The sequence below is a fragment of the Providencia heimbachae ATCC 35613 genome, from assembly GCF_001655055.1.
Lineage (GTDB): Bacteria > Pseudomonadota > Gammaproteobacteria > Enterobacterales > Enterobacteriaceae > Providencia > Providencia heimbachae.
This window is the reverse complement of the sequence record NZ_LXEW01000048.1, coordinates 233,729-245,467: the sequence shown is the minus strand read 5'-3', so window position 1 is coordinate 245,467 and position 11,739 is coordinate 233,729. Positions and strand designations below refer to the sequence as shown.

Below are 11,739 nucleotides of genomic sequence, written 5' to 3'. Positions count from 1 at the left end.
TTTAGCGCAATGCCTTTTTATTTGGTCGGCGCACTACTCACTGTAAACTTAACACGTACGAGCAACCCTCCGAGTTCTTGGCTTTTTAATAGCCGCAACTGCGCATCATGATAATCAGCAATATCTTTTACTAGCGTCAAACCAAGCCCTGAGCCTTCCATGCCAAGAGCATTATTCAACCGGGTAAAGGCTTCCATTGAGTGATTAATTTTTTTATCTGGTATTCCCGGTCCAGAATCTTCCACTTCAAGGTAGATAAATTGTAGGTCATCGTTATCAAGGCGAACGCGCACTGTCACCACTCCACTTTCAGGTGTGTATTTGATGGCGTTATCAATAATATTGGCACACATTTCCACCAGCAAAATGGGTTCACCTTTAATCCAAGCGATATCGACACCTTCATAACCTAAATCAATATGCTTACTTTCTGCCTGCCCCAAACGGGTAAAACAGGCTTGTTGAACAAGTTCGACTAAATTAACCGCTCGATATTGATGTATTGCCTCTTTTTCATGGGCTTTTAACCGTGAAAGCTGCAACAACCTATCGGTTAGTACAATCGTCCTATCTAAGGTTTTATTTATTGCCTGTAAACCTTGTTGCCTTTGCTGTTCGTCATCACTGCTCAATGCCACTGAAACTTGGGTTTTTAACACTGTAAGAGGTGTTTTTAATTGGTGTGATGCGTCCGCACTAAACCGTTCTTGCCGTTTTACCATCCGTTTTAAACGTTCAACATAACGATTCAGCGCATCAATCAATGGCGATAATTCAGACCACGGCAAAATATTGGGAATTGGCGTTAAATCATTGGCTGAGCGTCCTAACATCAAATAAGACAGCCTTTTAAGGGGGGTCAGTAATTTACGTAATAATAAATAGGCGAGAACCAAAGTTAGCACCACTACCGTCCCTTGGCTCATTAAGGCAGAAATAAGAAGTTGGTTAGCAAAATCCTGACGTGCATATGTGGTTTCAGCCACACGGATCTCGACCATACCCGTTATTCCCCCCTCATTAATGGGTTGGAAAAAGGAGGCAACTCGAATTTGTAGCCCTTTATATTGGGCATCATAAAAATAGACTAATGCGGTGTAGTGCTGGGAACGCATCCAATAGGGTGGGATAGCAGGCAAGTCATCATACCCCGAAATCGTTTCGCCATTGGGGGAGATAACTTGGTAAAACAGGCGGTCATTATTATTCAATTCAAAGCTGTCTAATACCACATATGGCACACTGACCGAAAGATGCTCATCGACCACTTGTAGCCGCTCAGCAACCGTTCTGGCAGAGGCGAGTAACGTACGATCATAAGCTTGGTTAGCGGCATTTTTAGCGCTGTAATAGTGGGTATAGACGGAAAAACTGCCTAATAAAATAAGGGGGATACCGAAAAAGAGCAGCAACTGATGAAAGAGAGAGCGTGGATGAGAGACTAATTTCATACACTACACTGCTCTAATCGGTATCCTAATCCGCGTAAAGTATTGATGTTGACATCTGAACCGACGAGCTTTTTTCTGACTCGATGCACATATAATTCAATACTTTGTAAATTGGCTTCATCCGATAAGGAAAACACCTGTTCAAATAATTGCATTTTTGACACAGGCCGACCACGTCGGTGAAATAAGGTATTTAATACTGCATATTCTCTCGGTGTTAGGCCTAAAGGCTCTGTTCCCAATAAAAAATAGCCGTCTTCGTGATAACACAACTCACCAAAGCGCTGAGGCTCATTAACTTGCCCTTGACTTCGTCTTAATAAAGCACGAATTCTGGCCTCTAATTCAGCAATATCAAAAGGCTTTGTGAGATAATCATCCGCCCCTGCATTAAGCCCTTTGACTCGGTCAGAAACATCAGAGTTTGCGGTTAACAGTAGTACTGGTGTCTCTTGGTGGCGTTTGCGCATTTGACCTAAAACATCTAAGCCATTCATTCGAGGTAAAGAAACATCCAATACCACCAGTGAATAATTTTCTGTTTGCAATAATTGATCCGCAATATACCCGTCACTTGCAACATCCACCGCGAAGCCAGAAGCGGTTAATGCTTTTTGTAACCACAATGACAACTCATCATGGTCTTCAACCAATAACATTCTCATTCACCGTATACTCTCTTAGCGATCTATGCGTATACGTTGGCATTTACACCTGCATAATGAAAGAGTTAGCTGTTGTTTTTATTATGTCTATCACAACTATCGCACGCAGAATGATACCAGAGCATTAATTTAACATTAAATTAACATATAGGGAAAGAATAAATTTAAATAATCTTAGAATCATTTAACGTTTAATTAAGTATTAGGAACGTCTATCAAGATATAAACCCAGTCGTGAAGTGACTTCCGAGACACAGAAAGGAAAAGTATGACGAGTATGTCACATAAAAACAATAAAATTTGTTAACGAAAGGTAAATGAAAGCTTCACCTGACAATGATGAAAAGGCAAAAAATAACATATAGCTCTAATTATTGTTTAAGTGAGGAAAAAAGAATGCGTAAATTCACAATTAGCACCTTAGCAGCAACAATATTTTTAGTTGGCATTAATCAAGCAAGTGCTTTACCTGAACGTACTGAATGTATTGCCCCAGCGAAACCGGGTGGCGGCTTTGATTTAACCTGTAAATTAGTTCAAGTTTCTATGCTTGAAACCAAAGAAATCGAAAAACCGATGCGTGTCACTTATATGCCCGGAGGTATAGGTGCCGTTGCTTATAACGCAATCGTTGCACAACGCCCTGCGGAACCCGGCACGATTGTTGCCTTTTCTGGCGGATCTTTGCTCAATCTTGCACAGGGGAAATTTGGCCGCTATAACGAAAATGATGTCCGCTGGTTGGCCAGTGTTGGTAGTGACTACGGCATGATTGCGGTTCGCGCTGATTCCCCTTACAAAACCCTCAATGACTTAATGGATACCTTTAAAAAAGATCCTAATAGCATTGTATTTGGCGCAGGGGGTTCTATTGGTAGCCAAGATTGGATGAAAACCGCACTTCTCGCCAAAGCTGTCGATATCGACCCGCGAAAAATGCGCTATGTGGCTTTTGAAGGAGGTGGCGAAACCTTAACCGCCCTTCTGGGAAATCACATTCAAGTTTTATCTGGTGATATCAGTGAAATGACGCCGTATATCAATGACGGAAAAATTCGTATTTTGGCCGTTTATTCAGATAAACGACTTGAAGATGGTCTTGCAGAAATTCCCACAGCCAAAGAACAAGGGTATGACATCGTTTGGCCAATTATTCGCGGCTTTTATATGGGACCTAAAGTTTCCGATGAAGATTACAACCAATGGGTCGAAGCATTCCAAAAACTACAACAAACTGACGAATTCAAAAAACAGCGTGAACTCCGGGGATTGTTTGAATACAACCTCACTGGAAAAGAGCTTGATAGCTATGTGAAAAAAGAGATTGAGCAATATCGTGAGCAAGCCCGCTCATTTGGTTTAGCCAAATAACGGAGCCTGATATGAGTCAACGCATATTCGCCACAGTCTGGCTAATACTGTGTGGTATCGGAATTTACATTGGCTGGGGGATACAAAGTGAGTTTTCTTACGAACCACTGGGCCCCCGCCCTTTTCCGATAGCCATACTCTCTTTAATGGCACTCTGTTCTCTGGCATTGCTTTTCGGTAAGCAAGAAGCCATCGAATGGCCTAAGCCTTACGTTCTTCGTCGCTTAGTGTTGTTAATACTGTCATTAGTTATCTATGCATGGGCATTTGAATGGTTAGGATTTCCACTTGCGACCACCTTGCTAACCATCAGTGTAGCTTTATTGTTTGGTGCAACACGCGTTGCCGCTTTTATTTCTGGTCCAATCCTTGGCATTACGCTGTTCTATGCCTTTGATAAATTGCTGGATGTCACTCTACCAATAGGTAGCCTATTTAATTAAGGGGACAATCATGGACACTTGGATGTATCTCTCTCAAGGCTTTGAGGTCGCATTGGTGCCTCAAAATCTCTTGATTGCACTTATTGGCTGCTTTATTGGCACTATCGTCGGTATGTTGCCAGGTCTTGGCCCTATTAACGGTGTGGCGATATTATTACCTTTAGCCTTTGCACTAAAACTCCCTGCGGAATCGGCACTGATATTGCTCGCCACAGTCTATTTAGGGTGTGAATACGGTGGACGGATTTCCTCGATTCTCCTGAATGTTCCCGGTGACGCTGCTGCCATTATGACCACGCTAGATGGTTACCCTATGGCAAAACAAGGTAAAGGTGGTGTGGCGTTATCAATTTCCGCAGTCAGTTCATTTATTGGTTCAACCATTGCAATTGTCGGGATTATCTTATTTGCACCGTTACTCGCACAATGGTCGCTGGCATTTGGCCCCGCCGAATACTTTGCACTTATGGTATTTGCTATCGCCTGCCTTGGCAGCATGATGAGTGAAAACCCAATTAAATCATTACTGGCTGCATTAATTGGTTTATCGTTAGCGACGATCGGGGTTGATGCTAACTCTGGGGAATATCGTTTCACTTTTGATAGCGTGAATTTATCCGATGGAGTGCAATTTATTGTTGTCGTCATCGGTTTATTCTCTGTCAGTGAAATTTTACTGATGCTAGAAGGCACTGCAACAGGACAAGGGTTGATCCGTAAAACAGGCCGAATGTTATTTAATCGAAAAGAAGCTAAAGCCTGTGTGGGACCCACGTTGCGCTCTTCATTTATTGGCTTTTTTGTCGGTGTGTTACCCGGCGCAGGGGCAACCATTGCCAGTGCTATCACTTACATGACAGAGAAAAAAATTAGCGGAGAAAACAGTCAGTTTGGTCATGGTGACGTGCGCGGGGTTGCCGCGCCGGAAGCGGCAAACAACGCTTCTGCTTGTGGATCATTCATTCCAATGTTAACCCTTGGCGTACCCGGCTCAGGTACGACTGCTGTCATGATGGGAGCACTGACTTTATACAATATCACCCCAGGCCCAGGGATGTTCACTGAGCAACCAGATATCGTTTGGGGGTTAATCGCCGCCTTATTGATAGCCAACGTGGTTTTATTAATCATGAATATTCCACTGATTGGGTTATTCACTCGAATGTTAACTGTGCCATTGTGGTTTTTAGTACCGGCTATCGCCAGTATTTCAGCTGTTGGTGTCTATGCGGTTCACAGCACCACGTTTGACCTGTTATTGATGATGGGGCTTGGCGTTTTTGGTTTTATTCTACGCAAAATGAATTTTCCGCTTTCCCCGCTCATTTTAGGCTTCGTGTTGGGCGAAATGCTAGAACAAAACTTACGCCGCTCATTATCTATCAGCAATGGTGACTTTAATATTCTTTGGAGCAGTACCATTTCCCAAAGTCTCTTAGTTCTTGCGGTTGTGGTCTTGGTTCTGCCACCCATTGTCAAATTAATTCGTCGACGTAAAGCTAAACATACCGTTTCTTAACGACTCGATTATTATTACCATCTCTGTAAAACTTTGCCCCATCGTTATTTAGGGGCATTTTTTTGTCTATTGAAAAGTTGACTTAATCGAGGCGTTTTTCTGAAAATCATTAGTTATATTATTTGCCTGATAATAATAACTTGATGAACTGTCGACTTTTTCAATCTTTGCCATAAAACGACGCAAGTTCTCTTGTTTTACCTGATACTTTCTATCATCGCTAAGTATAAAGCGATGACATGTATTTTTAATTTTTCTAAATGCCGATTTGAATGATTGGCAGACTCGCTTCTTTAATGCGCTATTTAAGAGTTTAAAATCGGTTTTCCACAACGAAGGATTAAATCTTGATATGCTCATTTTCACGCTTACCTAATTGGCCTATTGAAGTATTTATAGTGCTCCAATCTTTATTTTTCGTATGTCATAAAACGACAGTTACATTCAATTTTTATTGCAAAATAAGAGGGATAACTGAAACTGTCTTTAGTCATCAATAAAAAAAAGCGAAAACCGAAGTCTTCGCTTATCATTTTCTGAATGTTATTGCTCAAGCAATATTTATTACGCTTTGTATTTGCTCATGACTAATGTTGCATTAGTACCACCAAAACCAAAACTGTTAGACATCACTGTATTCAATGATTGCTCAGTTGGTTTAGTGACGATGTTCAAGCCATTGGCTTTTTCATCCAGGTTTTCAACGTTAATGCTCGGTGCGATAAAACCATGCTCTAACATCAGCAAGCTATAAATTGCTTCTTGAGCACCGGCAGCACCCAATGAGTGACCCGTCATTGCTTTAGTTGCAGAGATAGCTGGGGAGTTAGTACCAAAAACTTCTTGGATAGCTTCCAGTTCTTTGGTATCACCCACTGGAGTTGAAGTACCATGAGTATTGATATAATCAATTTTATCAACACCCTGCATTGCCATTTGCATACAACGGACTGCACCTTCTCCGGATGGGGAAACCATATCCGCACCATCAGATGTTGCACCGTAGCCGACAACTTCAGCGTAGATACGTGCGCCACGCGCTAATGCATGCTCTAATTCTTCAACCACAACAATACCGCCGCCACCGGCAATAACGAAGCCATCACGGTCTTGGTCATAGGTTCTTGATGCTTTTTCTGGTGTTTCATTGTACTTAGTAGACAATGCGCCCATTGCATCAAACTCGCAGGTCATTTCCCAGCTCAGTTCTTCACCGCCACCCGCGAAAACAACATCTTGTTTGCCAAGCTGAATAAGCTCAACCGCATGACCAATACAGTGTGCGGATGTTGAACACGCAGAGCTGATTGAGTAGTTAACGCCTTTAATTTTAAACGGTGTGGCTAAACATGCAGAGATACCTGATGCCATCGCACGCGTTACCATATAAGGACCGACGCCGCGTAAACCTTTTGCACGCATACCGTCAGAACCCGCAACCTGATTGCGAGGTGAACCGCCACCTGAGCCGACAACAATACCAGTACGCAGGTTAGAAACTTGGTCGTCAACTAAACCCGAATCTTTAATCGCCTGTTCCATTGACAGGTAGGCATAGACTGAACAATCACTCATGAAACGGCGGATCTTACGGTCAATTAAACCGTCAGTATCCATTTTCACATTACCCCAGACATGGCTACGAAGCCCTGCCTCCTTGAATTCTTCTGAGAAAGTGATCCCGGAACGACCTTCCTTCAGAGAAGCCAGTACTTCTTCCTGGTTATTACCAATACTGGAAACAATACCTAGGCCAGTTATGACTGCACGCTTCATTCGTTACCTCATGACTATAATTATATGATTGCGGGATTACAGGGTGTCACTTTAGCTTACACTTGTACGCTGAACAAGTCCGATCAGGGTAAATATTTGTATTTTTTTATTTGAGATAGGAATAAGACTTTCATGTGAAGGTAGCCTTACGCGCTTAACAGCGCTAAAATTTCGCCATTGATTAAAAAGAAACAGGCGTTCACGTGAAAAAGAGAGCAGTACAAACCGCGCACCTTAGCTGGAATGAAGAAGGTACGCCAATGTCAGCGCAATTTGAAGATATCTATTTTTCTAACCAAGATGGTTTAGAAGAAGCTCGTCATGTTTTTTTACAAGGAAATCATTTTCCTGAACGTTTCGCTACACATCCTATTGAAACCTGTGTGATTGCAGAAACTGGTTTCGGTACAGGTCTGAATTTCTTAACTTTATGGCAATCATTTAATCAGTTTAAGGCGACTCAACCTGACGCTACCTTGCAACGTTTACATTTTATTAGCTTTGAAAAATATCCGTTATCTAAACAAGACTTAATCACCGCTCACAACTGCTGGCCAGAGCTTAAAGCCCTATCCCAATCATTAATTGAAAACTGGCCTATACCTTTGGCCGGAAATCACCGTATTCTTTTGCAAAATGGCCATGTCATTTTAGATTTATGGTTTGGTGACATAAATGAACAAATATCGAAGCTTAATTGCAATTTAAACAACAAGGTAGATGCTTGGTTTCTTGATGGGTTTGCACCTTCAAAAAATCCACAAATGTGGAGTGAACAGCTGTTCACTACAATGGCTAAATTTGCCCGAAAAAATGGCACTTTTTCCACCTTTACTGTTGCAGGTTTTGTCAAAAGAGGATTAACACAAGCCGGTTTTAGTATTAATAAAGTCAAAGGCTTTGGGCAAAAACGGGAAATGCTGACCGGCGTATTAGAAAACAAAGAGATTGAGCAGCCAATGCCTTGGTTTGCAAGGCAACAATCAGATAACACCCAAGATATCGCAATTATTGGTGGTGGGTTAGCCAGTTTAACGGCCGCCTTTGCCCTGATGAGACGCGGCGCTAACGTCACCTTATATTGTAAAGATGAACAGGTTGCCCAAAATGCATCTGGCAACCGCCAAGGCGCTATTTACCCGCTACTCACTGGGACGGATGACCCCCTTGAGCGTCTATTTGTCAGCGCATTTCCCTTTGCTTTGCGATTTTATCACCAGCTCGCGAAATTAGGATTACAATTCGATGGGCAATGGTGCGGTGTTAGCCAGTTAGCTTATAACCCAAAGATCGCACGCAAAATTGAAGGTATGTTACAAACTGAGTGGCCTGATGACTTTGCTATCGCTAAAAATCGACAACAATTGAGTCAAATTTGTGGTGTTGATGTCGCTCATGATGGTATTCACTATGCAACAGGAGGCTGGTTATGCCCTGCCCAGCTTTGTGAAAGTTTGACACAATATCTTAGCGCTTGCGGTGTGCGTTTTTTCTTTGGGCATGATGTGACCGAGCTTAATCACACGGAAGATGGTTGGCAATTACACATCGCGGTGAACGACACAGAAAAACAGATTGCTCACCAAAATGTGATTATCGCCAACGGCCATAAACTGAGGCAATTTACGCAAACAGAATATTTACCTATTTCGCCTATCCGTGGTCAAGTTAGCCATATTCCAACGAATCCCACACTACAAAAACTCAAGAATGTGCTTTGTTTTGAAGGTTATTTAACCCCTGCTGATTCATCTAACTTGCAGCATTGTTTAGGAGCTAGCTATCAACGTGAGCACCTCGATTTAGATTATAGCGAGGAAGAACAATATGATAATCGCCAAAAATTAATCGATAATTTATCTGACGTCACTTGGCCTCAACAGATTGATATTTCACAAAAACGTTCACGACAAGGGATCCGCTGTGTTATTCGCGACCATATGCCGTTAGTCGGTAATGTCCCTGACTTCGATAAACATATGTCTGTTTACCAAGACTTGCCAAACCAGCTCACACGAGGGCAAGCCATAGAAACAGCACCTGTACACCCTAATTTATTTATTTTAGGGGCATTAGGCTCACGCGGCCTCTCCACTGCGCCGTTATGCGCAGAAATTTTAGCGGCACAAATTTTTGGTGAACCGCTACCTTTAGACGATGAAACTTTAGCCGAGTTACATCCAAATCGTTTTTGGGTTCGAAAACTATTATTGGGGCGAAAAGTAAAGAAACCGTACTAATTGACTATTTTTATCATGGCGCATCGCTCATCAACTTGAAAACCCGCATCCATTTCATGTTGAAGGATAGATTTTAATTCATTGGTTAAGTTTTCATGTTTAATAATATGAAAACCCAAGCGTTGATAATACGGTGCATTCCATGGGATATCACAAAATGTGGTTAATGAGATAGCCGGTATTTTCTGTGCCAATGCCAAATCAATAATATGATTGACCAGTTGCTTACCAATTCCTTGGCCTTGCCACTGCTGGCAAACTGATAGCTCGCAAATATGCAGACTATTAACCTGTTTTTCTACATTGATAAAACCAATAGGTTCATCACTGCCATTGACTGCTACCCATTCCATTTTTCGCTGAATAAAATTAAGATGGTCTTGCTCTGTTTGCACGTTCCCTTGCGCTATCCAGCTAAATTTTTCATGGCCTAAAAAAATTTGTGCGGCTGATTTTTCAATATCAGGCAATAATCTCGCATCGGATACATTGGCTAAACGGATGACATACATAATCGATCTCTTATTTAATTCACTAAAATTAGAAAGTCAAAAAGCGGGTTTCCCCACTTTTACAACAACGTCAATTGACGAATTAAATCACGCTATCAAGTAAATTTTTCCACATACCCAAAACCAGAATTTGATCAGGTGGTGTGAGTTCGCCCGCTTTTATTGCCGTTTGAATACTTTGTTCCACACGTTGATATAACGCATCTGCACTGGTTTGGTTCTCTTCTTCCAGCTCAGCCACAGCAAGGGTTAAGTGTCCACGCAAGTACCCACCAGCAAATAGTTCATCGTCACTGGCATGTTCAACCATATCATCAATTTTTGTCAGTATGCGTGTTTCAAAATCCGCAAGCATGCTTAATCCTTACTGTAGTTAATCAAATATTAGGCGAAAATATCTTCCGGATAAGGGAAGGCCTCCGCACAAAGAGGGGCTGTATTGTAAAACGTTTGTAACGCATTAACAAAGCGTAATGGGCGTTCTGGGATACCCTTTTCTAAGTATTGCATCACTTGAGCATGAACTTTACGCATAAAGGCGATGCGGTCTGGCTCAAAATCCCCGTCGAGGTTATCGCAACTGACATTGAACGGGATCCCTACTGCGGCGCAAAATAGCCAGTCAAAGGCTTGTGGCTTGATTTCCACCACTTCAAAATCACACTGTGTTTTTGCATCTCGCCCATCAGGGCAATACCAATAACCATAGTCAACTTGCTGACGCCTTGCTTCTCCCGCAATACACCAGTGTGAAATTTCATGCAGCGCACTGGTAAAAAAACCATGTGCAAACACAATACGATGATATGGCGTTGACTCATCAGCCGGTAAATAGATCGGCTCATCGTCCCCTTTTACCAGTTTGGTGTTATATTCTTCACCAAAGCATTCGTCAAAAATCTCAATTAACTGCTGATAATGATGTTTAGTCATGGAAAGTTAAAATCATCTTAAAATAATGAGAGGAACCAAGCTTTAATTACATCACCATGGCTATCATGTAATAGCTTAACGCTCATGAGCAGTGAAATAATAACAATCATTGGTCGAATTAATTTTTGTCCCTTAGTTAATACTAAGCGAGCACCCAGCCTAGCACCAATCATTTGGCCGATAAGCATAACAAAACCGAGCACCCAAAGAACATGACCTCCGATAATAAAGAACACTAAAGAGCCAAAATTAGATGCAAAATTGAGTAATTTAGCATGTGCCGTTGCCTTGGCGAGGTTATAACCGAGTAACAATACATAGCCTAATGCCAAAAACGATCCTGTACCCGGCCCAAAAGCGCCATCATAAAAACCAAGGCTCATACCAATCGCCACACCAAAAACCGGCATACTAATACGTTGTTGCCTATCTTGAGCGCCGATAGATGGCGTCAATAAAAAATACAGTCCCACACAAATCACCATGACCGGCAGTAGCTGTTTTAGAAATGCCGTATCAATCATCTGGATCAGGATTGCCCCTAACATCGCCCCAATCATTGTCATGATGAAAGGAAATAATTGTTCGCGCAAATCAATGGCTTTGCGTCTCACAAAATAGAGCGTTGAGGAAAATGAACCACCGACCGCTTGCAATTTGTTGGTTGCAAGGGCTTCTACTGGCGTGATGCCAACCGACAGCAATGCCGGGATGGTCAATAACCCACCACCACCCGCGATAGCATCAATAAAACCGGCGAAAAGGGCCACAAAGAAGAGCAGTAAATAAACTTCAGGTGCAACGGCGGTTAGCCAATCCATTTTACAAT

At 42.2% G+C, this 11,739-nt stretch carries 11 protein-coding genes; 4 read left to right on the top strand and 7 right to left on the bottom strand.

Annotated features, from left to right (window positions below):
* Positions 1 to 17 precede the first annotated feature (17 nt).
* On the bottom strand, positions 18 to 1,451 hold the full coding sequence (locus M998_RS17945; protein WP_068910133.1) for a sensor histidine kinase: 1,434 nt from the start codon (positions 1,449 to 1,451) through the stop codon (positions 18 to 20).
* The gene (gene tctD, locus M998_RS17940) at positions 1,448 to 2,116 is read right to left on the bottom strand and encodes a transcriptional regulator TctD (RefSeq protein ID WP_068444962.1); all 669 of its coding nucleotides are present in this window, start codon (positions 2,114 to 2,116) and stop codon (positions 1,448 to 1,450) included. Before tctD ends, M998_RS17945 begins: the two co-directional genes overlap by 4 nt.
* A gap of 396 nt (positions 2,117 to 2,512) precedes the next feature.
* On the opposite strand from tctD, the gene M998_RS17935 reads away from it, so the two are divergent.
* The 3 genes from M998_RS17935 to M998_RS17925 are packed head-to-tail and all read left to right on the top strand — an operon-like array spanning position 2,513 to position 5,449.
* A complete protein-coding gene (locus M998_RS17935; protein WP_068444963.1) occupies positions 2,513 to 3,487 on the top strand; it encodes a Bug family tripartite tricarboxylate transporter substrate binding protein in 975 nt (324 codons plus the stop codon).
* Between the two features lie 11 nt (positions 3,488 to 3,498).
* Positions 3,499 to 3,930 (top strand): tripartite tricarboxylate transporter TctB family protein, encoded by a 432-nt coding sequence (locus M998_RS17930; RefSeq protein WP_068444964.1) that lies wholly within the window; start codon positions 3,499 to 3,501, stop codon positions 3,928 to 3,930.
* Between the two features lie 10 nt (positions 3,931 to 3,940).
* Entirely contained in the window at positions 3,941 to 5,449 is a 1,509-nt protein-coding gene (locus M998_RS17925; protein ID WP_068444966.1) for a tripartite tricarboxylate transporter permease, read from the top strand.
* Positions 5,450 to 6,013: 564 nt separating this feature from the next.
* Here the strand turns inward: M998_RS17925 and fabB are convergent.
* Positions 6,014 to 7,225, bottom strand: a complete 1,212-nt coding sequence (fabB, locus tag M998_RS17915; RefSeq protein ID WP_068910131.1) for a beta-ketoacyl-ACP synthase I — start codon at positions 7,223 to 7,225, stop codon at positions 6,014 to 6,016.
* A gap of 203 nt (positions 7,226 to 7,428) precedes the next feature.
* Here fabB and mnmC point away from each other — a divergent pair, with 203 nt between their 5' ends.
* The gene (mnmC, locus tag M998_RS17910) at positions 7,429 to 9,465 is read left to right on the top strand and encodes a bifunctional tRNA (5-methylaminomethyl-2-thiouridine)(34)-methyltransferase MnmC2/FAD-dependent 5-carboxymethylaminomethyl-2-thiouridine(34) oxidoreductase MnmC1 (RefSeq protein WP_068910130.1); all 2,037 of its coding nucleotides are present in this window, start codon (positions 7,429 to 7,431) and stop codon (positions 9,463 to 9,465) included.
* Here the strand turns inward: mnmC and M998_RS17905 are convergent.
* From M998_RS17905 to M998_RS17890, 4 genes are all read right to left on the bottom strand, one after another.
* Complete coding sequence (locus M998_RS17905) at positions 9,462 to 9,977, bottom strand: GNAT family N-acetyltransferase (RefSeq protein WP_068910128.1); 516 nt, start codon at positions 9,975 to 9,977, stop codon at positions 9,462 to 9,464. The genes mnmC and M998_RS17905 overlap by 4 nt on opposite strands.
* An 82-nt stretch (positions 9,978 to 10,059) precedes the next feature.
* Positions 10,060 to 10,332 (bottom strand): YfcL family protein, encoded by a 273-nt coding sequence (locus M998_RS17900; RefSeq protein ID WP_068444977.1) that lies wholly within the window; start codon positions 10,330 to 10,332, stop codon positions 10,060 to 10,062.
* 29 nt (positions 10,333 to 10,361) lie between these two features.
* Positions 10,362 to 10,910, bottom strand: coding sequence for an elongation factor P hydroxylase (locus M998_RS17895; protein ID WP_068910127.1), 549 nt, complete (start codon positions 10,908 to 10,910; stop codon positions 10,362 to 10,364).
* Positions 10,911 to 10,927: 17 nt separating this feature from the next.
* Positions 10,928 to 11,731 (bottom strand): TSUP family transporter, encoded by an 804-nt coding sequence (locus M998_RS17890; RefSeq protein ID WP_068444981.1) that lies wholly within the window; start codon positions 11,729 to 11,731, stop codon positions 10,928 to 10,930.
* Positions 11,732 to 11,739: the final 8 nt, after the last annotated feature.

Coding starts and splice junctions, on each gene's coding strand:
- M998_RS17945 (WP_068910133.1), bottom strand. CDS start 1,451: ATGAAATTAGTCTCTCATCCACGCTCTCTCTTTCATCAGTTGCTGCTC.
- tctD (WP_068444962.1), bottom strand. CDS start 2,116: ATGAGAATGTTATTGGTTGAAGACCATGATGAGTTGTCATTGTGGTTA.
- M998_RS17935 (WP_068444963.1), top strand. CDS start 2,513: ATGCGTAAATTCACAATTAGCACCTTAGCAGCAACAATATTTTTAGTT.
- M998_RS17930 (WP_068444964.1), top strand. CDS start 3,499: ATGAGTCAACGCATATTCGCCACAGTCTGGCTAATACTGTGTGGTATC.
- M998_RS17925 (WP_068444966.1), top strand. CDS start 3,941: ATGGACACTTGGATGTATCTCTCTCAAGGCTTTGAGGTCGCATTGGTG.
- fabB (WP_068910131.1), bottom strand. CDS start 7,225: ATGAAGCGTGCAGTCATAACTGGCCTAGGTATTGTTTCCAGTATTGGT.
- M998_RS17905 (WP_068910128.1), bottom strand. CDS start 9,977: ATGTATGTCATCCGTTTAGCCAATGTATCCGATGCGAGATTATTGCCT.
- M998_RS17900 (WP_068444977.1), bottom strand. CDS start 10,332: ATGCTTGCGGATTTTGAAACACGCATACTGACAAAAATTGATGATATG.
- M998_RS17895 (WP_068910127.1), bottom strand. CDS start 10,910: ATGACTAAACATCATTATCAGCAGTTAATTGAGATTTTTGACGAATGC.
- M998_RS17890 (WP_068444981.1), bottom strand. CDS start 11,731: ATGGATTGGCTAACCGCCGTTGCACCTGAAGTTTATTTACTGCTCTTC.